This window comes from Luteimonas viscosa (assembly GCF_008244685.1).
In the GTDB taxonomy this organism is placed as follows: domain Bacteria; phylum Pseudomonadota; class Gammaproteobacteria; order Xanthomonadales; family Xanthomonadaceae; genus Luteimonas; species Luteimonas viscosa.
Window position 1 is genome coordinate 854,866 of record NZ_VTFT01000001.1, and the last position, 25,589, is coordinate 880,454.

Annotated in this window: 23 protein-coding genes and 1 riboswitch; of the genes, 13 read left to right on the forward strand and 10 right to left on the reverse strand. The window is 70.4% G+C overall.

The annotated features are described in order from the left end of the window. Positions 1-20: 20 nt before the first annotated feature. The 4 genes from FZO89_RS18430 to FZO89_RS03910 all read left to right on the forward strand — a co-directional run bounded on the left by FZO89_RS18430 (position 21) and on the right by FZO89_RS03910 (position 2,060). Entirely contained in the window at positions 21-191 is a 171-nt protein-coding gene (locus FZO89_RS18430; RefSeq protein ID WP_187471031.1) for a DUF4177 domain-containing protein, read from the forward strand. A gap of 1 nt (position 192) precedes the next feature. Further along, a complete protein-coding gene (locus tag FZO89_RS03900; RefSeq protein ID WP_187471032.1) occupies positions 193-588 on the forward strand; it encodes a DUF3887 domain-containing protein in 396 nt (131 codons plus the stop codon). Positions 589-695: 107 nt separating this feature from the next. Continuing rightward, entirely contained in the window at positions 696-1,238 is a 543-nt protein-coding gene (locus FZO89_RS03905) for a hypothetical protein (RefSeq protein WP_149102026.1), read from the forward strand. Between the two features lie 9 nt (positions 1,239-1,247). Continuing rightward, complete coding sequence (locus tag FZO89_RS03910; RefSeq protein WP_149102027.1) at positions 1,248-2,060, forward strand: M15 family metallopeptidase; 813 nt, start codon at positions 1,248-1,250, stop codon at positions 2,058-2,060. 21 nt (positions 2,061-2,081) lie between these two features. Here the strand turns inward: FZO89_RS03910 and FZO89_RS03915 are convergent, their stop codons facing one another. From FZO89_RS03915 to FZO89_RS03940, 5 genes are all read right to left on the reverse strand, one after another. After that, the gene (locus FZO89_RS03915) at positions 2,082-2,756 is read right to left on the reverse strand and encodes a DNA-3-methyladenine glycosylase family protein (RefSeq protein WP_149102028.1); all 675 of its coding nucleotides are present in this window, start codon (positions 2,754-2,756) and stop codon (positions 2,082-2,084) included. A 4-nt stretch (positions 2,757-2,760) separates the two neighbouring features. After that, complete coding sequence (locus tag FZO89_RS03920) at positions 2,761-3,129, reverse strand: DUF423 domain-containing protein (protein ID WP_149102029.1); 369 nt, start codon at positions 3,127-3,129, stop codon at positions 2,761-2,763. 79 nt (positions 3,130-3,208) lie between these two features. Continuing rightward, the gene (locus FZO89_RS03925; protein WP_149102030.1) at positions 3,209-4,396 is read right to left on the reverse strand and encodes a polyketide cyclase; all 1,188 of its coding nucleotides are present in this window, start codon (positions 4,394-4,396) and stop codon (positions 3,209-3,211) included. Between the two features lie 476 nt (positions 4,397-4,872). Next, positions 4,873-5,514 (reverse strand): response regulator, encoded by a 642-nt coding sequence (locus FZO89_RS03935; RefSeq protein ID WP_149102031.1) that lies wholly within the window; start codon positions 5,512-5,514, stop codon positions 4,873-4,875. After that, positions 5,511-6,770: a sensor histidine kinase gene (locus FZO89_RS03940; RefSeq protein WP_149102032.1), complete on the reverse strand. Its 1,260-nt coding sequence runs from the start codon at positions 6,768-6,770 to the stop codon at positions 5,511-5,513. The genes FZO89_RS03935 and FZO89_RS03940 overlap by 4 nt, the downstream gene beginning before the upstream one ends. 224 nt (positions 6,771-6,994) lie before the next feature. Between FZO89_RS03940 and FZO89_RS03945 the strand changes: the two genes are divergently transcribed. The 8 genes from FZO89_RS03945 (at position 6,995) to FZO89_RS03980 (ending at position 15,280) form a co-directional block, all read left to right on the forward strand. After that, on the forward strand, positions 6,995-7,582 hold the full coding sequence (locus FZO89_RS03945) for a GNAT family N-acetyltransferase (protein ID WP_149102033.1): 588 nt from the start codon (positions 6,995-6,997) through the stop codon (positions 7,580-7,582). Next, positions 7,579-8,343 (forward strand): septum site-determining protein MinC, encoded by a 765-nt coding sequence (gene minC, locus FZO89_RS03950; protein ID WP_149102034.1) that lies wholly within the window; start codon positions 7,579-7,581, stop codon positions 8,341-8,343. Before FZO89_RS03945 ends, minC begins: the two co-directional genes overlap by 4 nt. Positions 8,344-8,368: 25 nt before the next feature. Then, a complete protein-coding gene (gene minD / locus FZO89_RS03955) occupies positions 8,369-9,178 on the forward strand; it encodes a septum site-determining protein MinD (RefSeq protein WP_149102035.1) in 810 nt (269 codons plus the stop codon). Positions 9,179-9,181: 3 nt separating this feature from the next. Further along, complete coding sequence (minE, locus tag FZO89_RS03960; RefSeq protein ID WP_149102036.1) at positions 9,182-9,445, forward strand: cell division topological specificity factor MinE; 264 nt, start codon at positions 9,182-9,184, stop codon at positions 9,443-9,445. Between the two features lie 85 nt (positions 9,446-9,530). Further along, complete coding sequence (locus FZO89_RS03965; protein ID WP_262378517.1) at positions 9,531-10,076, forward strand: hypothetical protein; 546 nt, start codon at positions 9,531-9,533, stop codon at positions 10,074-10,076. Positions 10,077-10,115: 39 nt separating this feature from the next. Further along, a complete protein-coding gene (locus FZO89_RS03970; protein ID WP_149102037.1) occupies positions 10,116-12,152 on the forward strand; it encodes a M2 family metallopeptidase in 2,037 nt (678 codons plus the stop codon). Positions 12,153-12,354: 202 nt separating this feature from the next. Then, positions 12,355-13,677, forward strand: coding sequence for a trypsin-like serine peptidase (locus FZO89_RS03975; protein WP_149102038.1), 1,323 nt, complete (start codon positions 12,355-12,357; stop codon positions 13,675-13,677). 85 nt (positions 13,678-13,762) lie between these two features. Further along, positions 13,763-15,280 (forward strand): M20/M25/M40 family metallo-hydrolase, encoded by a 1,518-nt coding sequence (locus tag FZO89_RS03980; RefSeq protein WP_187471033.1) that lies wholly within the window; start codon positions 13,763-13,765, stop codon positions 15,278-15,280. A gap of 267 nt (positions 15,281-15,547) precedes the next feature. Here FZO89_RS03980 and FZO89_RS03985 read toward each other — a convergent pair whose 3' ends face one another. Then, positions 15,548-16,765: a multidrug effflux MFS transporter gene (locus FZO89_RS03985; protein WP_149104024.1), complete on the reverse strand. Its 1,218-nt coding sequence runs from the start codon at positions 16,763-16,765 to the stop codon at positions 15,548-15,550. A 29-nt stretch (positions 16,766-16,794) separates the two neighbouring features. Next, positions 16,795-17,526, reverse strand: coding sequence for a hypothetical protein (locus FZO89_RS03990; RefSeq protein ID WP_149102040.1), 732 nt, complete (start codon positions 17,524-17,526; stop codon positions 16,795-16,797). A 196-nt stretch (positions 17,527-17,722) separates the two neighbouring features. Continuing rightward, a riboswitch (glycine riboswitch) is annotated at positions 17,723-17,840 on the forward strand. A gap of 81 nt (positions 17,841-17,921) precedes the next feature. On the opposite strand from FZO89_RS03990, the gene gcvP reads away from it, so the two are divergent. After that, positions 17,922-20,873 (forward strand): aminomethyl-transferring glycine dehydrogenase, encoded by a 2,952-nt coding sequence (gene gcvP, locus FZO89_RS03995; RefSeq protein WP_149102041.1) that lies wholly within the window; start codon positions 17,922-17,924, stop codon positions 20,871-20,873. Positions 20,874-20,921: 48 nt separating this feature from the next. Here gcvP and FZO89_RS04000 read toward each other — a convergent pair whose 3' ends face one another. From FZO89_RS04000 to FZO89_RS04010, 3 genes are all read right to left on the reverse strand, one after another. After that, positions 20,922-23,885, reverse strand: coding sequence for a bifunctional diguanylate cyclase/phosphodiesterase (locus FZO89_RS04000; protein WP_149102042.1), 2,964 nt, complete (start codon positions 23,883-23,885; stop codon positions 20,922-20,924). A 105-nt stretch (positions 23,886-23,990) separates the two neighbouring features. Continuing rightward, positions 23,991-25,199, reverse strand: coding sequence for an NAD(P)/FAD-dependent oxidoreductase (locus FZO89_RS04005; RefSeq protein WP_149102043.1), 1,209 nt, complete (start codon positions 25,197-25,199; stop codon positions 23,991-23,993). 16 nt (positions 25,200-25,215) lie between these two features. Then, positions 25,216-25,581, reverse strand: coding sequence for a cupin domain-containing protein (locus FZO89_RS04010; protein WP_149102044.1), 366 nt, complete (start codon positions 25,579-25,581; stop codon positions 25,216-25,218). Between the last annotated feature and the right edge of the window lie 8 nt (positions 25,582-25,589).

A 25,589-nucleotide genomic window follows, 5' to 3' on the forward strand; every position in this document is an offset into this window, starting at 1 on the left:
TGCACGCAAGGAGTCTTACGATGAGCAAGCGCTGGCAACACAAGGTGGTCGAGGTCAAGGCACAGTTCCTGAGCCTCAGGCCCCAGCATGTCGAAGAGAAGCTCGTCCAGCTCGGGCTGCAGGGCTGGGAGCTCGTCTCGGTCGTCAGTCAGGGGCTGGCGGTCTGGCTTTACCTCAAGAAGGAGCAGTGACATGCGCCGCCTGCTACGCATCGGGCTCGTGCTGTGTCTGGCCGTGCTCGGCTCGGCACCGGTCTTCGCACAGCAGGACGACGCTGCCACCGCCACCGCGACCGCCGTGCTGGACCGGTTGGATGCCGGCGACTTCGAAGGCGCGACCAGCGGCTTCAACGCGCAGATGAAGGCGGCGCTCGGCCCCGACAGGCTGCAGGGCGTGCAGCAGAAGATGGAGGCAGCGGGACCCGTGCTGTCGCGCGAGGCGCCGCGGATCTCGCAGCGCGACGGCTACACCGTGGTGGTGGTCCGGATCCGGCGCGAACTCGCCGCGCTCGATGCCACCGTGGCGATCGACCACGAGGGCAAGATCGCCGGACTGCACTTCGTACCCGCCTCCGGCGGCCCGCAGTAGCGCCAGGGGAGTATCGCGATGGCATCGTCGACGCCCGTGCGCCGCATTCGGCCAGTTGCCACGTCCGCCGCGCCAGGTCGCGTCGCGTCCTGCCAGGGGATCGCCCCGTGACCGCGCGCGTCGTCGCGTTTCCGCCCGCGCCGCTGCCGCGGCGGGCCTGGCTGTTTCTGCTTGCGATCGCCGCGCTTGCGCTGGCAGGCGGACTGCTGCTGCCACGCGACGAGGCGCTGCCGGCGCCGGTCTGGCTGCTCACGCCGTTCTTCGTCGCCCTGCTGCTGCTCGCGCCGCTGCTGGCACTGCGGCGCCGGCGCATCACGATCGAGGGCGACGAGCTGGTGGTGGCGGCCGCGCTCTATACCCGACGCGTGCGCGTCGATGCGCTCGACCTCGAACACGCGCGCGTCGTCGATCTCGGCGAGCACACCGCGCTGAAGCCGGTCCTCGGCCTCAACCGGTTCGGCGTGCCCGGCTTCCATGCCGGCCACTACCTGCTGCGCAACCGCCAGCGCGCCTTCTGCCTGCTGACCGCCCGCGATCGCGTGCTGGTGCTGCCACAGCGCGACGGCAAGCTGCTGCTGCTCAGCCCGGACAGGCCACGCGACCTGCTCGCGCACCTGCGCGAGCTGGCCGCAACGCAGCCGCGTCGATAAGCTGCGCGGATGCGTCCCCTCGCCCGCACCCTGCTCAACACACCGGACATCGAACTGTGGCCGGCCTGGTTGCTGCGCGCGCGCGGCAATGCCGACGCGCGGATCCTGTCGCGCGCGACACGCGTGCTGCGGCGCAAGCGCGACGGGCGCTACCTGGCCGCGGTGCTGGAAGACGGGCTGATGCCGCTGGTCCCGCGATTCCCGCGCGAGGCGGGCGTGGAGGCCGCGCTCGACCTGCTCGACGCGGCCGCGGACGACGGCTTCGCCGCTGGCGAGGCGCAACTGCCACTGCATCGGGTCGAGGAACGGCTCGACGCGCTCGGCATCGAGGCCGACGCGTATGCGCGGCGCACCGGACTGTCGCTCGTCGCCGAACCCGCTACCCTGTCGCTGGCCGGCTTCGACCGCTACCGCCGCCCGCTGTGGTTGCTGGCCGACGCCGCCCGCGCCTGGCAACGCATGCGGGAGTCCGCGGCACGCGACGAGATCGTGCTCGACGCGATCTCCGGCTACCGCAGCCACGATTACCAGCTCGGCATCTTCGAGCGCAAGCGCGCGCGCGGGCTGGAGATCGACGCGATCCTCTCCGTCAACGCGGCGCCCGGTTTCAGCGAGCACCATTGCGGGCAGGCGCTCGACATCGGCACCCCGGGCGAGCCGCCGGCGGAGGAATCGTTCGAGGGCACGAAGGCCTTCGCGTGGCTGTCGCGACACGCCCGCGACCACGGTTTCACGATGAGCTATCCGCGCGGCAACCCGCACGGCATCGTCCACGAACCGTGGCACTGGCGGTACCGGCCGGTCGCGGCGGGCGAAGCCTGACCACCGCGACCGAATGGCCTGCTAATCCTGCGAGCGGTTGGTCGCCGCCTTCGCCTCCTGGCTGAAGTCGGCGATGCGCCACAGGTAGAGCCCGGCATAGGTGCGGTACGGCCCCCATTTCTCGCCGCGCGCGACGAGTTCCTTCGGAGTCGGCAACTGCGACAGCCGGTCGACGCGTTGCGCGCCCTTGCGGATGCCGAGGTCGTCGACCGGCAGCACGTCGGGCCGACCGAGCCTGAACATCAGCATCATCTCCACCGTCCAGCGGCCGATGCCGCGAATCGGCACCAGGGCCGCGACGATCTCGTCGTGGTGCATGGCCGCCATCTGCCGCAGCGTCGGGATCTCGCCGCGCGCCTCGCGCGCCGCCAGGTCGCGCAGCGCCAGGGTCTTGTTGCCCGACACGCCGCAGGCGCGCAGCGCAGCATCGTCGATCCGTCCCAGGGTGTCGTAGTGCAGCCGGTTGCTGCCGATCGCCGCCTCGACGCGGCCCACGATGGTGGAGGCGGCCTTGCCGCTCAATTGCTGGAACAGGATCGCGCGCGCCAGCGCATCCACCGGATCGAACGGCCTGCGCCAGCGCGGCTCCGGTTCGATCACGCCGATGCGCTTCATCCACGTGCCGAGCCTGCGATCGCGACGCTGCAGGTGGTCCCAGGCCGCCGCCGTGTCGAAGCCCCGCGCGTGTCGCGGCATGCGGTCAGTCCCGGGCTGCACTGGCCGCGAGCAGCAGCCAGCCCAGGATCAGCAACCCGCCACCCAGCGGCGCCGTGGCGGCCGACCAGCCCAACAGCGACTTCGACACCAGCGCCCCGGCAAACAGCACGGTACCGGCCAGCAACAGCCACAGCGCGCCCAGCGCCAGTCGCGACGCCCCGCCGCGGGCCAGCGCCGCCAGGGCGACGCCATGTCCGAAGGCGTACAGCGCGGCCAGTTGCAGGTTCGCGCGCGCCGGGGCTTCGATCCCATGGGCGGCATAGGCCGACAGCCCCACCGCGACCGCGGCCAGCAGCGCACCGGCGGCCCGCAGCCAGCGCACGGCCGGAACGCGGGCGGGCGCCGGGCTCATGTTCGCGGGCGCCGGAACGCAACGCGCCGCATCCGGGGGATGCGGCGCGCGGCAGGCAACGACATGGGTGGAGCGGACGCTACTGCTTGAGCGTCCAGAACACCTCGAACTCGCCGTTCTCGGTGAACGCTTCGTCGATGCCGTTCTTGTAGAACTCGTACGGACGGTCGGTGACCTCGTAGCCGTGGGTCAACGCCCATGCGCGCACCGCATTGCGCACGTTCTCGAGCTCGGCCATGTAGCCGACGTACTCGCCCCGTGCGGCCTTGCCGGCCTCGACCCGGATGTACTCGACCGGCGCGCCGTCGGGAATCTCGACATCCAGTTCGCCCTCGTCCACCGCCGGGGCCTCGGCCACGGCAGGCGTGTCGGCCTCCTCTCCTTCCTCGCCGGCCTCTTCGGCCGCGTCGGCGTCGGCGTCGGCATCGGCCTCGTCCCCGTCGGCGTCATCCCCGCCCTTCCTGCGCACGGGCTGGACCACGTCGAAGGTGTAGTTCTCGCGGCCGAGCTCGGTCGAGACGATGCGCAGCGGACCGGCGGGCTCGAGGTCGTTGGCGTCCATCGTGCGCTTGATCCACTCCCTGTTGGACTTCATCGACTCCTTGATGACCTCGTTGTTGCGCTCGATCGCGCCCGCAGAGACCGACAGCAGGTTCTCGGCGGGACGGTCGACCACGCCGAGGTTGGTCAGGCTCACGCCGTCGGCGCGGTAGTCCACGTTGGGCACCGCCGCCAGCATGCTGGCCAGCTTGTTGAGGCCGAGCTTCATGTCCTCGCCCACATGGCCGCGCACGTACATGCCGGCGTAGCGGCCCAGCAGGTTCCAGCCGTACTCGACGCTGTACCTCTGGGTGATCTCGATGTTGCGTCCGCCGCGGCCGGTGGGCTTGAGCGTGAACTCCATGCGCTTGTTCTCGCCGCGGTCGGGATTCTCGAGGCTGTAGAGCACGCGCGAGTCCGGATCGCTCTCGACGATCTCCCAGCTGCCCTGGCCGAGCGAGCGCGCGTCGGAATCGTAGTCAAGGCGGGCGCCGACGCCGGCATCCGGGCCGGAGAGCTTCAGCTGCACCGCGGGATCGCGCATCGGCAGCGCGTTCCAGTCGTCGAACCGGCGCAGGCTGTTGAGGGTATCGAAGACGATCGCCTGCCGCCGGTTGGTCTCGATCTGTTCGGTGATCGTGCGGCTCGACGGCAGGAACAGGGCGACGAGCACGAACAGCACGGCGACGATCGCCATTGAAATCAGGATCTCGAGCAAACGGGTCATTCAGGGTTCTCCGGGACCAATTCCTGCCGCGGCAGGCGCAAGTGGCCAATCGTATCAAGATTGACCGGCGCGGGGCGAGCCGTCGCAAGCCGGATCCGGGAATCGGGCGCCACCCCGCTGCCGGACCCGCGCCCGCGCGCCGCCGAAGGCCGCCATGGTCCAGGCCGCAACGGGGACTGGAACACCCGCCGTCCACTCGCCGCAGCGCGAGGACGCCCCTGGGACGACACGACGACGCGCGAGGCACCGCAATCGCTTGCTAGGCACGCCTCGTGCCGCCCGCGAACGGCCGGTGCGCTGCACCGGCCCGGACATCCTGGCGCTCAGACCAGTTGCAGCTCGAACGCCTTGAGTACGGCCCGGGTGCGGTCGCGCACGCCGAGTTTTGACAGGGTGAGCGGGCGACGCCTGCGAGGCACTGCCTCGCGCCGCCCGCGAACGGCCGGTGCGCTGCACCGGCCCGGACATCCTGGCGCTCAGACCAGTTGCAGCTCGAACGCCTTGAGTACGGCACGGGTGCGGTCGCGCACGCCGAGTTTTGACAGGATGTTCGACACATGGTTCTTGATCGTGCCCTCGGCCACGCCCAGCGAGTTGGCGATCTCCTTGTTGGAGAAGCCGCCCGCCATCAGCCGCAGGATCTCGGTTTCCCGATCGGTCAGCGGGTCGGGGCGGTCGAGGCTGACGAAATCGTTGCGCATGTGCTCCAGGCCCGAGAGCAGGCGCTGGGTGACCGCCGGCTGCACCAGCGAACCTCCGCCGGCCACGGCCCGGATCGCCCCCACCAGTTGCTCCAGCGAGACGTCCTTGAGCAGGTAGCCCTTGGCGCCGGCCTTCATCCCGGCCAGCACCAGCTGGTCGTCGTCGAAGGTGGTCAGAATGATGGTCGGCGGCAGTTGCCCGCTGGCGGACAGGGCCTGCAACGCCTCCAGCCCCGACATCGCCGGCATGCGCATGTCCATGAGCACGACGTCCGGCTTCACCTGCGGGATCAGTTCCACCGCCTGCTTGCCGTCGCCGGCCTCGGCGATCACCTCGATGCCCCCGTCCAGCGCCAGCAGCGAGCGGATGCCCTGCCTTACCAGGGTCTGGTCGTCGACCAGGCAGACACGGATCATGGAACCTCCAGTGGGTGACGCCGGGGGACGACGGCGGACGCCGGTGCCGCCTGCGGGGAAAGTGGGGACGCGACCGAAGGAGCGGCCTCCTGCACCACCACGCCGTCGCCGAGCGGCAGGCGCAGGCGGACGGTGAAGCCGTTGCCGGGGGAAGTCTCGACCTGCAGCGTGCCACCGTGGGCCGCGAGGCGCTCGCGCATGCCGAGCAGGCCGTTGCCGGCGGTCGCGCACTCGGCGCCCCGGCCGTCGTCGCGCGCCTCGAGCAGCACCGCATCGCCCTCGTAGCAGTAGCGCAGGCGCAGCAGGCTGGCCTCGGCGTGGCGCACGGCGTTGGTGATGATCTCCTGGGTGCAGCGCAACAGGACGTGGGCGCGTTCGGGATCGTCGAGCAGGAAGGCCTGCGGCATGTCCATGTCGATGCGCAGCCCCGGCACGTTGTCGGCCAGCGGCAGCAGGGTGGCGCGCATGTCGATGGCATCGTCGTCGCGCAGCCGGCTGACCGCCTCGCGCACGTCGCTGAGCAGCAGCTTGGCCAGCGTATGCGCCTGGCTGACGTGCTCCTGCGCCTGGCCGCTGACGAGGTGGTTGGCGACCTCGAGGTTGAGGCTCAGCGCGGTCAGGTGGTGGCCGAGCAGGTCGTGCAGTTCGCGGGAAATGCGGGTGCGCTCGTTGACCCGGACGCTCTCGGCCAGCAGCGCGCGGGTCGCCCGCAGTTCCGCGTTCAGCCGCCGTTGCTCGTCGCGGGCCAGCACCTGCTGGCGGGCGACGTAGCCGGTGGCGAACACGAAGCAGTTGAACCCGGCGTACAGCAGCGACTGCATCACCGCCTCGAGCAGCGAAAAGCCGATCGCGCGCATGTAGACGGGGACCACCAGCAGCACGCTGACCACCAGCGCGGCGATGCTCGCCGGCAGCGGCAGCAGCCACGGCAGCACGCAGGCCGCGACCATCAGCAGCAACACGCCCAGGCCGGTGTTGCTGTAGTAGCTCAACGCCACCGCGCTGCCGATCATCAGGGCCAGCAGCACGTAATCGGGAATGCTGACGCGACGCGCATCCAGCGCGCGGGTGAGCCAGGCGAAGCTGAACCCGAACATGGCCCATGCGATCCAGGCGTGCCAGCCGGCGCCGACGCTGGAGATCGGATCGCCGTCCTCCACCGGCCCGGAAATCACCCACAGCGGCATCACCATCACCGCCCACGTGAACAGGCCGGCATAGCGCAGCAGGCGGGCATGGTCGAGGCGCGACAGCATGCCGCCATGGTAGGCGCTTTCAGGGCGTCGCGAGCCCCTCGGAAGTCATGCGCTCGCCGCGAGCCCGCAGTCGCCGGGCGGCAGCGGCCGTGCGATAATCCGCGCCGGCGCCGCAGCGGCCGTTGCGCGGCGTTTCCGCCGTTTTCCGCTGCGGCACCGCCAGAGCCTGCCATGTTCCCCGAACGGATGGCAGGCCCGGCGCCCGCAGTCCTCTGGAGTCAGGAATGTCGATCCTCATCCGCGACGTGCGCGAGCACGAGCTGGATTCCATCCTCGCCCTCAACAATGCCGCTGGCCCGACGATCCTGCCGCTGGACGCCGCCCGCTTCCGCAAGTTCTTCGACACCGCCGAGTATTTCCGCATCGCCGAGCGCGACGGCACCCTGGCGGGCTTCCTCGTCGGGTTCGGCTCCGGTGCCGACCACGACAGCAGCAATTTCCACTGGTTCCGCGCGCACTGCGACCGGTTCTTCTACATCGACCGGATCGTCGTCGCCAGCCGCCGCCGCGGCGGCGGCGTGGGCCGGGCGTTCTACGCCGACGCCCAGAGCTACGCCGAACTGCGCTACCCGCAGCTGACCTGCGAGGTGTTCCTCGAGCACGATGCCGATCCGGTGCGCCTGTTCCACGGCAGCTTCGGCTTCCACGAGATCGGCCAGCACGTGATGCCCGAAAACGGCATCCGCGCCTCGATGATGGCCAAGGACATGTGCAGCTACGAGTGGGTGCGCGACACCTACGGCACCGCCCTGCCCGACCAGCCCTGGCTGCCGCGGCCGCGCGCCGTCGCCACGGAGCCGGCCGACGCATGAGCGCCGCGATGGACTTCGAACAGGCCGGCGAGCTGAAGATCGGGCAGGTCGGCATCGCCAACCTGCGGGTGCGCACGCTCGACGTCGCCCGGCTGTCCGCCGAGATGCGCGACCGGGTCGCCCGCGCGCCGAAGCTGTTCGCCCGGGCCGCGGTGATCCTGGACTTCGGCGGGCTGGCCGCCACGCCCGACGCCGCCACCGCCCGCGCGCTGGTCGAAGGCCTGCGCGAGGCCGGCGTGCTGCCGGTGGCGCTGGCGTACGGCAGCAGCGACAACCAGGCGCTCGCCGTCGAACTCGGACTGCCGCTGCTGGCCAAGTTCCGGGCCCAGTACGAACCGGTCTCAGGTTCTGGTGAGACGCCTTCCCCGGGCTCGCGCGTGCCGGAGCCCGCGCCCGCGCCGGCCAGGCCACCCGCAACCCGGGCCGATGCCGCACCCGGCATGATCCAGACCGCCCCGGTGCGCTCGGGCCAGCAGGTCTACGCCGAGAACCGCGACCTGACCGTGCTGTCCCAGGTGGGCGCCGGCTCGGAAGTCATCGCCGACGGCTCGATCCACATCTACGGTCCGCTGCGCGGACGCGCGCTGGCCGGCGCCCAGGGCAACGAGAAGGCGCGCATCTTCTGCCGCGCCTTCCACGCCGAACTGGTCGCCGTGGCCGGCCACTACAAAGTGCTGGAAGATATCCCGAAGGAGCTGCACGGCAAGCCGGCGCAGGTCTGGCTCGACAACGAAGAACTCAAGATCGCCGCACTCGATTGACGGCGACGCACACAGGAGACGTGTTTTGGCAGAAATCATCGTAGTCACCTCGGGCAAGGGCGGCGTCGGCAAGACGACCAGCAGCGCCAGCCTCGCCAACGGCCTCGCCCGCCGCGGCAAGAAGGTCGCCGTGATCGACTTCGACGTCGGCCTGCGCAACCTCGACCTGATCATGGGCTGCGAACGCCGGGTGGTGTACGACTTCGTCAACGTCGTCCAGGGCGAGGCCTCGCTGCGACAGGCGCTGATCAAGGACAAGCGCTTCGACAGCCTGTACGTGCTCGCCGCCTCGCAGACCCGGGACAAGGACGCGCTGACCAAGGAAGGCGTGGAGAAGGTGCTCAAGGACCTGGCCGACGACGGCTTCGAATACATCGTGTGCGATTCCCCCGCGGGCATCGAGAAGGGCGCGTTCCTGGCGATGTACTTCGCCGACCGCGCGGTGGTGGTGGTGAACCCGGAAGTCTCCTCGGTGCGCGACTCCGACCGCATCCTCGGGCTGCTCTCGTCCAAGACGCGCAAGGCCGAGGCCGGCGAACGCGTGCAGGAGCACCTGCTGCTCACGCGCTACAACCCCGCGCGCGTGGAGAAGGGCGAGATGCTCTCGATCGGTGACGTGGAGGAGGTGCTGGGCATCCGCACCCTTGGCGTGATCCCCGAGTCCAACGACGTGCTCGACGCGTCGAACAAGGGCGAACCGGTGATCCTCGACGCCGAGTCGCTGGCGGGCCAGGCCTACGACGACGCCGTCGCCCGCCTGCTCGGCGAGGAGCGGCCGATGCGCTTCACCCAGGCCGAGAAGAAGGGCTTCTTCAGCAAGCTCTTCGGGAGCTGAGGCATGGGACTGTTCGATTTCCTGACCGCCAAGAAGAACACCGCCTCGATCGCCAAGGAACGCCTGCGCATCATCGTCGCGCAGGAACGCACCAGTCGCGGCGCGCCGGACTACCTGCCGCTGCTGCAGCGCGAGCTGCTGGAAGTGATCCGCAAGTACGTCAGCGTGGACGTCGACGCGGTCAAGGTCGACCTGGTCAAGGACGGCGACCACGACGTGCTCGACATCTCGGTCTCCCTGCCCGACGGCCGCGCCGCGACCGCATGATCCCGCCCGTCCCCGCTTCCCGGCGTCGCGGGGGAAGCCCGGGACGGGGGCCGGCGCCATGGCACGGACCAGCCGCCGATCCGGCATGACCCGGCAGGACACACCCGCCGCGGACGAAATCCTGCGCCTGCGCGACATCGACTTCGACGATGCCGCGGCGCTGCTGGCCGGCTACGGCCTGCGGCTGCTGCGCATCGACAACGGCGCGCCGATCCCCGGCAGCTACTGGGGCGAACCCGAGGCCGGCATCGTCGGCTGCGACGTGCATGCGCGCGGCGACACGCCGGTGCACTCGATGCTGCACGAGGCCTGCCACCTGATCGTGCTGCCGGCGGAGCGGCGCCAGGCGGTGCATACCGACGCCACCGATTCGGTCGAGGAAGAGGACGCGGTGTGCCTGCTGCAGGTGCTGCTCGGCGATGCCCTGCCCGGCGTCGGCCGCGATCGCGTGCTCGCCGACATGGACGCCTGGGGCTACACCTTCCGCCTCGGCAGCGCCCGCGCCTATTTCGAGCGCGATGCCGACGCCGCCTGGGCCTGGTTGCAGGCCCGGGGCTTCACCGACGCGCAGCGGCGCCTCCAGGCCCCGGTAGCCGGGCTCGCACTTGCGGAGCCTCCGCACGCGATCTAGCCTGCGCGCACCGCTTCGCGCACCCGCCAGGAACCGCCCGTGATCCGTCGCCACGCCCTGCTCGTCCTCGCCATCGGCGCCAGCCTCGCCCTGTCCGCCTGCCAGCGCGAGCCCTCGCCCGCGTCCGATGCCGCCACGCCCGCCCCGGGCCAGGCGCAGGGACAACCGCAGGACGAGACCGCCGACGCCTTCGTCGCCCGCGTCAACGCCGAGATGAAGGCGATGTACCCGGAACTGACCGCGGCGCAATGGCTTTCGAGCACCTACATCATCGACGACAGCCAGCTGCTGGCCGCCAAGGCCAACGAGAAGTTCCTGACCACGCTCAACGGCTGGATCGAACAGTCGAAGCGGTTCGAGGGACAGGAGATGTCGCCCGAAACCGCCCGCGCGATCACCCTGCTCAAGCTCGGCACCGCGATGCCGGCACCGAAGGACCCGGTCAAGCTCGCCGAGCTGACCCGCATCGCCACGCGCATGGAGGGTATGTACGGGTCGGGCACGTACTGCAAGACCGCCGGCGACAGCAAGAGCTGCCGCCAGCTCGGCGAACTCGAACAGGTGCTGCGCGAGGACCGCGACTACAACGCCCAGCTCGACGCCTGGCAGGGCTGGCACACCGTCTCCCAGCCGATGCGCGAGGACTACCAGCGCTTCGTGTCCCTGGTGAACGAAGGCGCGAAGGAACTCGGCTACGCCGACGCCGGCGAGATGTGGCGTTCGGGCTACGACATGTCGCCGGTCGAGCTGGCCGCGGAAACCGATCGCCTGTGGGGCCAGGTCAAGCCCCTGTACGAACAGCTGCACTGCTATGCGCGCACGCGCCTCGAGGCGCAGTACCCGGGCCGCGGCTCGGTCGACGGACTGCTGCCCGCGCACCTGATGGGCAACATGTGGCAGCAGGACTGGGGCAACCTCTGGGACATCCTCGCGCCGTACAGCGAGGCGCAGGCGGGCAGCCTGGACGTGACCGGTGCGCTCGAGCGCCGCTACCAGGCCGACCTCAATACCCGGATGTCGAACGAGAACGCGCTGATCGACACCGACCGGCGGGTGGAAGTGGCGCGCGAGGCGCAACTCGAGGACGCGAAGCGGATGACCCGCCAGGCCGAGGAGTTCTACACCTCGCTGGGCATGCCGAAGCTGCCGGACAGCTACTGGGAGAAAACCCAGTTCATCAAGCCGCGCGACCGCGACGTGGTCTGCCACGCCAGCGCGTGGGACATGAACATGGACGGCGACGTGCGCACCAAGATGTGCATCAAGCCCAACGAGGAGGACTTCACCACCATCTACCACGAGCTCGGCCACGTCTACTACTACCTCGCCTACAACAAGCTGCCGCCGATGTTCCAGGGCGGCGCGCACGACGGCTTCCACGAGGCGATCGGCGACACCATCGTGCTGTCGATGACGCCGGCCTACCTGCAGTCGATCGGCCTGGTCGGCGAGCAGCAGCGCAGCGACGAGGCGCTGATCAACTCGCAGATGCGGATGGCGCTGGCGAAGGTGTCGTTCCTGCCGTTCGGGCTGATGATCGACCGCTGGCGCTGGGGCGTGTTCGACGGCTCGATCGCGCCGGCCGACTACAACAAGGCGTGGTGGGAGCTCAAGGCGAAGTACCAGGGCGTGGCCCCGGCGACGCCGCGCGGCGAGGAATTCTTCGATCCGGGCGCGAAGTACCACGTGCCGGGCAACACGCCCTACACCCGCTACTTCCTCTCGCACGTGCTGCAGTTCCAGTTCTACAAGGCGCTGTGCGATGCCGCCGGCTACCAGGGGCCGCTGTACGAATGCAGCTTCGCCGGCAACAAGGCGGCCGGCGAGAAGTTCTGGGCGATGCTGTCGAAGGGCAACAGCCAGCCCTGGCAGCGGACCATGGCCGAACTCACCGGCGGCGAGCAGATGGACGCCTCGGCGGTGCTGGAATACTTCGCGCCGCTGCAGGAGTGGCTGAAGACGCAGAACGAGGGCAAGACCTGCGGCTGGCAGGTGCCTGCCGCGGCGACGGCCACGCCTGCCCCGGCGCCCGCCCCGCCTGCGGAGGAAGCCGACACGCCGGCGAGCGGAACCTAGGCGGCACCCGGTCAGGGGGTCGCCGCCTGCCCGCCGACACGCGCCCGCCACGCTCGCCTATGATTGGGGCCTGATTACGGGGGGTCGAATGTCGAGAGTCCGCTTCACGATGCTGTCTTGCGTGGCCGCATTGCTTGCCATAGCGACCACGGCCACCGCCGCGGACGCGCCACGCGTGCGCGGTGAACCCAGCCGCACGCCCGTGGCCAGGACGGCCGTGGCGTGGCGTGCCGCCGGCCCGGCCGAGTCGGCGGTCACGCGCCTGAGCTACGGCGAAATGTCCGCGCAGCGGATCCTGAAGCTGCATCAGTACAACGCCGGCCGCCGGGGCAAGCCGTTGCGGATCGGCATCGCCCGCGAAGCGTCGGCCGAGACCGCGACCCGCGGCCTGCCACCGCCGCGCTGGACCGTCCAGCCCGACGGCAGCGCGGTCGCACGTCTCGAGTTCTTCTCGCCCCTGGCGTACGGCGTCCGCGCTGGCCTGGCCGTGGAAGCGCTGGATCCGCGCGCGGAGCTGCGTTTCAGCGGGTCGGCGCGGCCCGGCAAGGTGGTCGCGGCGATGGATGGCCGCCAGGTTCGCCGCCTCACCGGCGACGACGGCCTGTTCTGGACGCCCGCCACCGAAGGCGAACGCCAGGTCGTGGAGATCTGGCTGCCCGTGGGCGTCTCGCCCTCCGCCATCCGTCTCGACGCGCCCCGGCTCAGCCACCTGATGACCAATGCGGTCGACGGCTTCAAGATCCTCAAGGACATCGGCGCCTCGGGCAGTTGCAACATCGACACCGTCTGCCGCGTGGGCCAGCTCGGCCAGGTCTTCGTCGACGCCAAGGCGGCTGTGGCGCGCATGACGTTCGTGAAGCAGGGAAGCAGCTACTACTGCACGGGAACCCTGCTCAACGACACCGACCCCGGCACCCAGGTCCCCTACTTCCACACCGCCAACCACTGCATCGGATCCCAGGCGGTCGCCTCGACGCTCAACACCTACTGGAACTTCGAGTCCACGACGTGCAATGTCGATGTCGCCGCCGATCCGGTCCAGCTCAGTGGCGGCGCCGACCACCTCCACTCGAGCGCGGAGACCGACGGCGCCCTGCTGCGCCTGCGCGACGCCGCGCCGGCCGGCACGGCCTTCGCCGGGTGGGATGCGGGGGCTCTGACCGCTTCGGCCAGCGTGACGGCGATCCACCACCCCGGCGGCGATCTCAAGAAGGTGTCGTTCGGCCAGCACCTGCCGGCCGACAGCGACGGGCAGCACCATGCGGCGGGGTGGCTGGAAGGCACCACCGAACGCGGCAGCAGCGGCTCGGGCCTGTTCACTCTGGCGGCCGACGGCTACTACCTGCGCGGCGGCCTTTACGGCGGTGACGCGTCGTGTGCGAACACCGGCTCGCTGAGCGACCCGGAAAACATCGACTGGTACTCGCGCTTCGACGTCGACTTTCCCAACATCCAGCAGTACCTCGCGCCGGTGTCGACCACGGCCCGACGCAGGAACGGGTCGCATCCCCTCGCACCGCCCTGAAACGGGTGCCTGCGGCGGGTCGCCGGGACCTCAATCGATGCTGGTCGCGCCGGCGCAGGCCGGCACCCGGCAGCATGGAGCCCTCATGGCACGATCGTCGCACGTCGTTTCCCTCCTGCTGGCGGCCGCCTGCGCGCTCGGCGCGCCTGCCGCATCGAACGCTGGCGGGCGCGCACCGGAATCGCGCGCGGGAGCCTTCCTCGCGACCGTCGCGCCGCACCGGTACGAGCGCGTACCCGTCGCGCGCCAGCACGAAGATCCTTTCGCCAAGGTCCATCTCGTCACCTCGCGCGCGTTGTACGACGGCGGAATCGCCACCCACGCGCGCAAGACCGCGACGCTTCGCGACAGCCTCGGCAGCGAGCTGGTGCTCGCGGAGGCGCAGGCCTGGCAGTTGCCGGAGATCAGCCACGGCATTCACGAACGCGAACGCCACTGCGGCGGGTATTTCGCGTTCGCCACGCGCGCCGAAGCCGAGGCCTTCCTGCGACAGGATCGTTCGCGCCAGGCGTTGCAGGCCAAGGCGCTGGCCGACTACGCCATCGACAATGCCGCCACGGTGGCGCCATGGCTGCCGCAGGTGCAGGAAGCCAACATCCTCGGCAGCATCCGCCACCTGTCCACCGCCTGGCCGAACCGTTATTACGCCAGCACGCACGGCCATAGCGCCGCGCTGTGGATCCGCGACACCTGGCTGGCGCTGGCGACCGGCCGCAGCGACGTCAGCGCCGAACTGTTCACCGCCTGCGGCAGCTGCGGCGGGCAACCCTCGGTGATCCTGACCGTGCGCGGCAGCGAACTGCCGCACGAGGTGGTCGTGGTCGGCGGCCACCTCGACTCCATTTCCAACAGCGGCAGCGGCAACGCGATGAACGCGCCGGGCGCGGACGACGACGCCTCCGGCATCGCCACCATCACCGAGATCATCCGCATCGCGCTGGCCGACGGCTGGCGGCCGAAGCGCACCATCAAGTTCATGGGCTACGCGGCCGAGGAGGTGGGGCTGCGCGGCTCCAATGCCATCGCGCAGTCGTTCCGCGCGCAGGGCGTCGAGGTGGTCGGCGTGCTGCAGCTGGACATGACCAACTACGCCGCCGGCAGCCAGTACGCGATGCGGCTGATGACCGACAACTCCAACCCGACGCTCCAGGATTTCGTCGCCCGCCTGTTCGACAGCTACCTCGCCCCGCTCGGCCTCACCCGCGGCTACGACACCTGCGGCTACGCCTGTTCCGACCATGCATCGTGGACCGCCGCCGGCTACCCGGCGGCGATGATGGCCGAACCGACCTTCTTCAACCGCCTGCACACCACCACCGACACGGTGGCCTACCTGGGCGCCCGCGCCGCGGTGAGCGCGAACTTCGCGAAGCTCGGGCTGGCCTTCGTCGGCGAGCTCGGCAAGACCCACGTTCCGCCCCCGCGGCGGCGCAACGGTGCGCAGCCGCTGGCACCCGCCACCGCGGTGGGCGTGACCGCATCGCAGGCCCCCGATGCCGCCGCCCGGCCGGCGGCAGCACGCGTCGACGCACGGATGTCGCCGGTGACGCTGGTGCCGCTGCTGCGCCTGGACCCACGCCAGAGGGAACCGGCAGAACGCTAGCAGCTCCGGGCGGGATGCCCTGGCTGGCGCGGCGGGGATCCATGCGTGGCCGCGCAGGGCAGGCAAGGGCAGATCCCTCGCTGCTCGGGATGACAGGAGCTGCGCTGGGGCTGACAGGAGCTGCGGCCGGGATGACGGGAGCTGTGGCAAGGAGGACATGAGCTGCGGCAGCGATCACAGGAGGCGTGCCATCGCAGCCACGGGGCGCGATCGGACGCGCGACACGATGCGTTCGGACGGACGGCATCGAAGCAGTCGGCGTCACCGCTACAACTGCCCGGTCGGCTCCATTTCCGCGGGGGCCTGCGGGCAGGCCGGTGGCGTCCGCCCGCGCCGGCTCTCCCAGCGCCAGAACACCCAGCCCGCCAGCACGAATGCGGCCGCCAGCAGCGCAAGGTGCAGCGGATCGTGGCTGACCAGCGGCGACAACACGCCCGCCAGCAGCGCGTTGAGCACCAGCCCGGTGAAGGCCTGCAGCGACGACGCCGAGCCACGCTGGCGCGGGTACATGTCGAGGATGGCGAGGGTCAGGATCGGAAACACCAGCGCAATGCCGAACGCGTTGAGGACCATCGGCAGCACCGCCCAGGGCACGGCCGGCTGCGCGACCAGCGCGCTGTAGGCGACGTTCCCCGCCATCGCCGCCGCGCTGCAGGCGAAGCCGATGTTGACCAGCCGGGTGCCGCTGATCCTGCCCGCCGCACGGCCGGACACGAACGCGCCGAGCATCATCCCGCTGATCATCGGGATGAAGAACCAGCCGAACTGGCGCTCGTCGAGCCTGAGCAGGTCGAGCACGAACGCCGGCGCGGAAGCGATGTACAGGAACAGCGCGGCGAAATTGAATGCGCCCGCGGCAGCGAGTCGCTGGAACCGCGGGTTGAGCGCGATGTATGCGTAGTCGCGCAACAGCTTGCGCGGCGCCGGCGACAGGCGCGCGTCGGGCGCCAGGGTTTCGGGCAGCCAGCGCCAGGTGGCGAGCATCAGCAGTACCGAGAAGCCGACCAGGAACCAGAAGATCAGCGGCCAGCGGCCCCAGCCCAGCAGCCAGCCGCCGATGATCGGCGCGATCGCGGGGGCCGCGCCGAAGATCATCGAGACCTGGCTCATCAGCCGCTGCGCGTCGTCGCCGTGCAGCACGTCGCGGATCACCGCTCGACCGACGATCAGGCCCACACCCGCCGACAGTCCCTGCAGCGCGCGGAACACGAGCAGGGTGGGCAGGCTTTCGGCCAGCGCGCAACCCACCGAGGACAGGGTGAACACCGCCAGCCCGGCCAGGATCACGCGCCTGCGGCCGACGATGTCCGACAGCGGACCATGCACCAGGCTCATCAGCGCATAGGCGATCAGGTACACGCTGATCGTCTGCTGCATCGCCAGCTTGTCGGCTCCCAGGTCGGCGCCCATCGCCGGGAACGCCGGGAAGATGGTGTCGATCGAGAACGGCCCGAACATCGCCAGGCCGGCGAGCAGCAGCGCCAGACGGCGCAGCCGAAGGTGCGCAGCGGCGCTCACCGGGCAGGGACGTCCGCTGCCCGCGTCGGATCCGGCGTCCGTTCGGCGGGCACCGGCGGAGGCAGCGGGCGCATGCGCGTGATCGACTCGATCGGCACGACTTCGGCCAGGCCCCGCCCGGGATCCCACAGGAACACATAGGCGCTGCTGGTGCCGAGCATGCGCCAGTCTCCGGCGAGCGGCGCGTCGGCCAGGTGGACCTGGACAGCCGCCCCGCCCCCCGCCTGGATCCGCTCGGCGCGCGTGGTGCTGGTGGAGAACAGCACGATGCCCATGGCGAACAGTGCGCTCACCGTCGCCATGGTCTCGGGATGCAGCCACAGGTACGCCCACCAGTCGCTGCGTCGGGGGAAGAACAGGCGGAACCACCAGCGGCGGTCAAGCTGCGCCGCACGCTCGGGGTTGCGGCGCCTCCAGCGTTCGGGTAGCAGCACCAGCAGCGAAGCCAGCAGCGTCCATCCGAGCAGGGCCAGGTAGACCGGCCGGCGCAGGCCGGAGACGAAGTAGTCGCTGCTCTGCAGGAATTCCAGGATCGGGATGTCGAAGCGGCGGTAGAACCAGTACAGGTCCCACAGCCCCACGATCGAGACGAACAGGTAGCTGCAGGTCACCAGCAGCATCGGTTCGCGCCGGAACACGTCCCACAGCCGACGGACGACGGACCGGTCGGCGTCCGCTTCCACGCTCGGAAGGGCGGGTATCGGGGCTGGCGCTGGTGTCGTGTTCACGCGGATCCTCGTGGCGTCTGCCGTTCAGGGTAGCAAGACACCCGACGCCGGCGACGCGCGGCACGTGACGGCCGCGGTTTCCCCGCCGCGCGGGGCTATAATCGCCCCGCAGTCCGGTGGGAGAAGCGTGGGCCCCGGCCCCCGCTGCCGAAGGCGCAAACGCCCGTAATCGCTCAGGCCCGATACCACCGGACGCGGCAAACACTCTGGAGAGACCGACCGGCACCGCCGGAACCGGCGCCGAAGGGGCAAGAAGCGCGCGATCCTCGTCCGTGCGCTTCCAAACTCTCAGGCCAAAGGACAGAGGGGCACTTCGCCGGAACCGGCGTGCACGCCTTTCGTCGTCCTGCACTGGCGATGTCGGATGCACCCGGCCCTGCTCCCGCCCCTGCCGGATGCCCGCCATGTCCACGCCTTCCCTGCGCGACCTCTCGCTGTTCGAACTCGAGCGCCACGACGCGTTCGTCGAACGCCACATCGGCCCCAACGACGCCGAGGTCGCGCACATGCTGGGCGTGATCGGCCAAGACTCGCTCGAGGCGATGACCGGCGCGATCGTCCCGCGCAGCATCAAGCCGGCCGAGGGGCCGGGGCTGGACCTGCCGGGTTCGCTCACCGAGGTCGAGGCGCTGGCGCGGATCCGCGCGATCGCCGACCGCAACGACGTGTTCCGCAGCTTCATCGGCCAGGGCTACTACGGCACCCACACGCCGAACGTCATCCTGCGCAACATCCTCGAGAACCCGGCGTGGTACACGGCGTACACGCCCTACCAGGCGGAGATCTCGCAGGGCCGGATGGAGGCGCTGGTGAACTTCCAGCAGATGTGCGCCGACCTCACCGGCATGGACATCTCCAACGCCTCGCTGCTGGACGAGGCCACCGCCGCCGCCGAGGCGATGACGCTGGCCAGGCGTTCCTCGAAATCGAAGTCCAACGTGTTCTATGTCGCCGACGACGTGCATCCGCAGACGCTGGAGGTGGTGCGCACCCGCGCCGACGGCCTCGGCATCGCGCTGCACGTCGGCCCGGCCGCGGACGCGGGCGGAGTCGAGGGCTTCGGCGTGCTGCTGCAGTATCCGAACACCTTCGGCCACGTCGCCGACCTCGCCGCCGTCGCCGAGGCCGTGCACGCGCGCGGCGCGGTGGTGGCGGTGGCCACCGACCTGCTCGCCCTCACCCTGCTCAGGCCGCCGGGCGAATGGGGCGCGGACATCGTCGTGGGCAACACCCAGCGTTTCGGCGTGCCGTTCGGCTTCGGCGGCCCGCACGCCGCGTTCATGGCCTGCCGCGACGCGTTCAAGCGCTCGATGCCCGGCCGACTGATCGGCGTGTCGGTCGACGCCGAGGGCAAGCCCGCCTACCGCCTGACCCTGCAGACGCGCGAGCAGCACATCCGCCGCGAGAAGGCCACCTCCAACATCTGCACCGCGCAGGTGCTGCTGGCGGTGATGGCCTCGATGTACGCGGTCTACCACGGCCCCGAGGGCCTGGCCCGCATCGCCCGCCGCGTGCACCGCTATGCCGCGATCCTTGCCGCCGCGCTGCGCCAGGCTGGCGTGACGGTGGCCGGCGACTTCTTCGACACCCTGCACGTCACCGGCGTGGATGCCGCCACCGTCCACACCTACGCCAGCCACCAGCGCATCAACCTGCGCAAGATCGACGCCGGCAGCGTCGGCATCAGCCTCGACGAGACCGTGACCCGCGCCGATCTCGCGGCGCTGGCGCAGATCTTCGGCGCCGACCTGGGCGCAGCCGACATCGAAGCGCTCGACGCCGCGACCGGCGACGCACTGCCCGCGGCACTGGTACGCACCTCCGGGTTCCTCACCCACCCGGTGTTCAACACCCACCACAGCGAGCACGAACTGCTGCGCTACATGCGCGCGCTGGCCGACAAGGACCTGGCGATGGATCGCACGATGATCCCGCTGGGCTCGTGCACCATGAAGCTCAACGCCACCGCCGAGATGATCCCGGTGACGTGGCCGGAGTTCGCCAATGTCCACCCGCTGGCCCCGGCCACGCAGACCCGCGGCTACCAGGAACTGATCGATTCGCTGGAGGCGATGCTGGTCGAGATCACCGGCTACGACGCGGTCAGCTTCCAGCCCAATTCCGGCGCCCAGGGCGAATACGCCGGCCTGCTCGCGATCCGCGCGTACCACGCCTCGCGCGGCGAGGGCCACCGCGACATCTGCCTGATCCCCGAGTCCGCGCACGGCACCAATCCCGCGTCGGCGCAACTGGTGGGCATGAAGGTGGTCGTGACCCGCTGCGATGCCAGCGGCAACGTCGACATCGACGACATCCGCGTCCAGGCCGAAAAGCATTCGGCCAACCTCGCCGCGATCATGATGACCTACCCCTCCACCCACGGCGTGTTCGAGGAGGACGTGGTCGGGATCTGCGAGATCATCCACGCGCACGGCGGCCAGGTGTACACCGACGGCGCCAACCTCAATGCGCTGGTCGGGCTCGCCCGGCCGGGCAAGTGGGGTTCGGATGTCTCGCACCTCAACCTGCACAAGACCTTCTGCATCCCGCACGGCGGTGGCGGTCCCGGCGTCGGCCCGTGCGCGGTGAAGGCGCACCTGGCGCCCTTCCTGCCGCGTGGGTATTCCGCTTCCTCCCTTCCCCCGCAAGCGGGGGAAGGTGCCCGAAGGGCGGATGGGGGCAACCCGCACGCCGTCGGCATGGTCTCGGCCGCGACCCACGGCAGCGCCAGCATCCTGCCGATCAGCTGGATGTACATCGCGATGATGGGCGGGACCGGCCTGCGCAAGGCGACCCAGGTCGCGCTGCTCAACGCAAACTACATCGCCAGGCGCCTGGCGCCGCACTACCGCACGCTGTACACCGGCCGCAACGGCCTGGTCGCGCACGAATGCATCCTCGACCTGCGGCCGCTGGAGAAGGCCACCGGCGTCACCGCCGAGGACGTCGCCAAGCGCCTGATCGATTTCGGATTCCACGCGCCGACGCTGAGCTTCCCGGTGGCCGGCACGCTGATGGTCGAGCCGACCGAATCCGAATCGCTGCACGAGCTCGACCGCTTCATCGACGCGATGATCCAGATCCGCGACGAGATCCGCGCGATCGAGGACGGCCGCCTGGACCGCGAGGACAACCCGCTCAAGCACGCGCCGCACACCGCGACCATGGCCGCCGCCAGCGAATGGACCCACGCCTACCCGCGCGAGCTGGCGGTGTTCCCGCTGGCCACCCTGCGCCAGCAGAAGTACTGGCCACCGGTGGCGCGCGTGGACAACGTGCACGGCGACAAGAACGTGTTCTGCGCCTGCATCCCGGTGGATGCCTGGAAGGAGCAGGCCGACGCCTGACCCGCGTGGCCGCCACCGGCCGGTACGCCGGCCGGGCGGCTCCCGACGCTACCCGGGACCGCCGATCGAATCGAGCAGCCGCTCCAGCGGCACCGGACGCCCGAGGTGGTAGCCCTGCGCCTGCTCGCAACCGTTGCGACGCAGCCATTCCAGCTCTTCGGCGCTCTCCACGCCCTCGGCGATCGTGCCCAGCCCCAGGCCCCGCGCCAGCGCGATCAGGGCGCGGCAGATCGAGGCGTTGCGCTCGTCGGCATGGACCTGCCGCACGAAGCTGCGGTCGATCTTGAGGCAGTCCAGCGGCAGGTCGCGCAGGTAGGCCATGCTCGAGAAGCCGGTGCCGAAATCGTCGATCGAGATGCGCACGCCCGCGGCGCGCAGCTGCAGCATTCCGACGCGCGCGGCCTGTGGCCGGCGCAGCACCACGCTTTCGGTCAGCTCCACGTGCAGGGCACCGGCGGGCAGTCCGTACTTGCGCTGCAGGCCGACGATCGCCTCCGACAGGCCCTCGGTCAGCAACTGCACCGCCGAGACATTGACGGCGATGGCCACATGATCCAACCCGCGCCCGGCCAGTCGCCCGTGGCTGCGGGCGGCCTCTTCCAGCACCCATTGCCCGATCGGCAGGATCAGGCCCGAGGCCTCGGCCAGCGGCACGAACACGTCGGGCGGCACGTAGCCGCCATCGTGCTGCCGCCACCGCAGCAGCGCTTCCACCGCCACCACGCGATCGTCGGAGAGCCGATGGATCGGCTGGAAGTGCAGCTCGAACTCCCGCTTGTCCAGCGCCTCGCGCAGCCTGCGCGCCAGCGCCATGCGCTCGGCGGCCTGCGCCGCCATCGCCCGGTCGTAGGGCAGGGTCGGCACCTGGTCCTGCCAGGCCTGCAACGCGGCCAGCGCCGCGTGTCCCGCTACCTGCTCGGCGGTCTCGCCCGGCTCGGGGCCCTCGGCGATGCCGATCGAGGCCTCGATCGGATGCGCACCGCTCTCCATGTCGACCGGTGCGGCCATCGCCTGTTCCAGCGCCGCAAGCATCGCAGCGCCGCGCGAGGGGTCCAGCGCGACCACCACGAACGACTGCCCGGGCCAATACCCCGCCAGACCGTACTCGACGCCGACCATCGCGATCCGCGCCGCGATTTCCCGCAGCACTTCCTCGCCGACACGCTGTCCGAGCGTGGTCGCCACCAGTTCCAGTTCGCGCAGGCGCAGGTAGGCCACGGCATAGCGCCTGGTCCTGCCGTCCGCGACCATCGCGTCGAGCTGCTCGCACAGCGCCGCGAGTGTGCTCAGTCCGGTCGTCGCGTCGTGCGTCGCGCGCCAGGCCAGGTCGCGTTCGTAGGCGACGCGGTCGCTCACGTCCTCGGCCAGCACCAGCCGCGCCGCCCGCCCCCCGAATTCGATGCTGCTGCTGAAGACGCGCGCCTCGAGGCGGCTGCCATCGCTCCGCATGTGCGTCCATACCCCGTCCACGTCCTGCTCCGGCGAACGCCTCCGCATCGACGCCAGGACCGCCTCCACCTCATCCGGCGGGCGGATGTCGAGGATGGACATCGACAGGAATTCCTCGACGCTGTAGCCGTAGGACGCCACCGCCGCCTGGTTGACCGCGAGGAAGCGCAGCGTCTTCGCGTCGAACACGAAGAACGACAGCGGATTGCGCTCGAACAGCGCGCGGAACTGCGCTTCCGCTCGTTCGATGCGGGCCTGCGCCTCGTGCCGGTCGGTAATGTCCACCACGGTGCCGGCGAGCCGGCGGCCGCCACGGTCGTCGCCGGCGATGCCGCCGCGCGCGCTGATCCAGCGTTCCTGCCCGTTCCCGGAAACGACGCGGTACTCGGCGACATAGGGCGTGCCGGTCCGCTGCGCCTCCGCGAAAAGCGCCTCCACCCGCGCGCGGTCGTCGCGATGGATGCGGTCGAAGAAGACCTGGGCGGGCTGCATCATGTCCACCGGTTCGAAACCGAACATCGCGGCGGTATGGGCTGACACCCGGATGGTCTGGTCGTCGGGTTCCACGCGCCAGACGCCGGTGCGCGCGGCCTGCTGCGCCTGGTCCAGCCAGTGGGCCTGCGCGTGGAGCTCGTCCATCAGGCCAGCCTGCGCGCGCGCCGCAGCCGAAAGACGGCGCATGAGGTAAGCCAGGCCCGCCCAGTACAGCAGCGCGATCGCGCTCGCGATCGCCGCGAGCCGATGCCACGGGGCCATGGCTTCTTCCATGCCGATTCCAGCGGTCACGACCACGGAGTAACCGCTGGTGGCGCTGAATGCCTGCGCACGCTCGATGCCGTCCAGCGAGCTGGTGCTTTGCCTGGACATCGTGCCGGCGCGGTTGCGGACATCTGCAGGCACGCCGATCCGCCGCCCCACGAAACGCGCCGCGCCCGCGTCCGGAGCGTACGCCAGCACCACGCCCTCGCCGTCGAGCACGGTGACGTTGCCGTCGCGACCGATGTCGAGGTCGCGGATCATGCCTTCGATCTCGGTTGTCTCCAGTCGCGCAAGCAGCCAGCGTCCGTCGCTGAAAGGCGCTGCCAGCCGCAGCCACCATCCGCCGTGCCCGTCCTCCTGCAGCGACCCCAGCGTCAGCCCCGCCTCCGTGCGCGCGTGCGGGATCCACTGCGGCAATTCCGGATCACCCATGCCTGTCGACAGCGCCGCGCCGTTCGAGTCCACGAGCACGATCGAATGCAGTTCCGGATGGCGCGCCGCCACCCCGGCGATGGCCTCTTCCACCAGGGCGCCCTCCTGCCCCGGCGCGGCGACGGCCCAGGTGGCGGCATCGGCGGCGATGCCTTCCATCGCACGCGACAGGTTGCGCAGGCCGTAGTGCAGCAGCCGGTCGACGCCGGTGGCCAACGCCAGGCTCTGGCGATGCGCGGCGTCGAGCCGCGCCTGGCGGTCCTGCAGCAGCAGCACCGCCAGACCCGCCATCAGCACCAGTCCCAGGCCGATCCCCACGGTCCGGACCGTGGACGCCGAGCCTGGCGACCGTGCAAGCGGGTCTGCAGCCATCGCCGTCTTCCCTCCCGTCACCCGGCCACCATGCCCCGCATGCCGCGGCTACGCAAGGCGGCCTGCATCATCGGGCTCGCCCAGCCGTGACGCCGCGGGCGGCGATCAATGCCGTCGGAACGAAAACAACGGGGCGAGCGGGTGCGTCCGGCGCTCCACCAGCGCGCGCAACAGACTTGCACCCGCCATCGAGTAGGTGATGCCGTTGCCGCCATAGGCCATGGCGAACAGTACCCGGGGACCATGCCGCGGATGCGCACCGAAGTACGGCAGTCCGTCCCTTGTTTCGGCGAACGTCCCGGCCCAGGAGAACGCGGGCCGCAGCGGCAGGTGCGGGAACATCTTCGAGACGCGTTCGTGGAGGATGCGCGCCTTCTTGCCGACGCGGGCATCGCGCCTGGCCGGAACATCGACGGCATCGTCCTCGCCGCCGACCAGCAGGCGGCCGTCGCCGGTGGGCCGCATGTACAGATAGGGCCGCGCGGATTCCCACAGCATCGTCCTGCGCAACTCGCCGAGCAGTTCGCTGTCGATGGGATCGGTGATGAAGGCATAGCTGCTGCGGTTGCGGGCGACGTCCTGTCGCAACCATTGCCGGTTCGCATACCCGGCAGCGAACACCACATGGCCGGCACGGATGCGGTCGCCGGCGGCGGCGGTCGCGACGACTCCGCGCGAGGTGGTCTGAACGTGCCGGATCGCGGTGCGGTCGAACACGCCGGTGCCGCGCCGGTGCAGGCGACCCAGCAGCCGATAGGCCATCCGGTAGGGATCCAGGTGCGCACCGAGCCGGCTGAGGATCGCCGCCGGCGCGTCGATGCCGTAGCGCGCCTCGAGCGCCTCCCGCCCCAGCCACGCCACGTCGAAACCGTGCCGGGCGCGCAGCGCGTACTCCGCATGCAGGCTGCGCTCGTCGCGACGCCGGCTCGCGAAATACAGGCTGCGAGCGGTGCCGAAGCCGACATCGCGCAGTTCGCGTGCGAGCGCGTGCAGCGCCGGAATCGCCTCCGCGCAGGCGCGGTAGGCCTGTACCGCCACGTCCTCGCCGTACTGCCTGGCCAGGTCGACCATGTGGGTGTCGATCTCGTACTGGAGCAGGCCCGTGCTCGCGGCACTGCTGCCCCAGACGATGTCGCGTTGCTCGACCACCACGACGTCGTGGCCGTGGCGCGCGAACTCGTCGGCGGTCAAGGCGCCGGTGATGCCGCCACCCACGACCAGCACGTCGCAGCGCAGGTCGCGCTCGAGCGGGGGAAACGCCTGCAGCAGGCCGTTCCTGACGGCCCACCACGGGTAGCCGCTCTTCAGGTCCATGTCGTGGTGCCCGGGTCTAGCTCGAACTGCGCTTGGCGGGCGCGCGGCGGCCCGCGGGCAACGGCTCGCCATCGTCGCGATAGGCCGGCGGTGAATACAGGTTCAGCGTCTTGAGCAGGGTACGCCCGGTATTGCGGATCTCGTGCCGCTCGCCACGCTCGATGACCAGCAGGCTGCCCGCACGCAGCGTGCGGCGCGCGCCGTCGACGATCGCCACGCCCGTGCCCGACACCACGTAGATCCACTGGTCCGCGCCGCGATGGAGGTTGTCGGGCCCACCCTCGGCATCGCCCGGCGGGATCACCATCTCTGCCGCCTGCACGTCCCGCACCGAAAAGGCCGGACGGAACCCCTTTCCGAACCGGAGGTGTTTCGACTGCATCGCGTTCC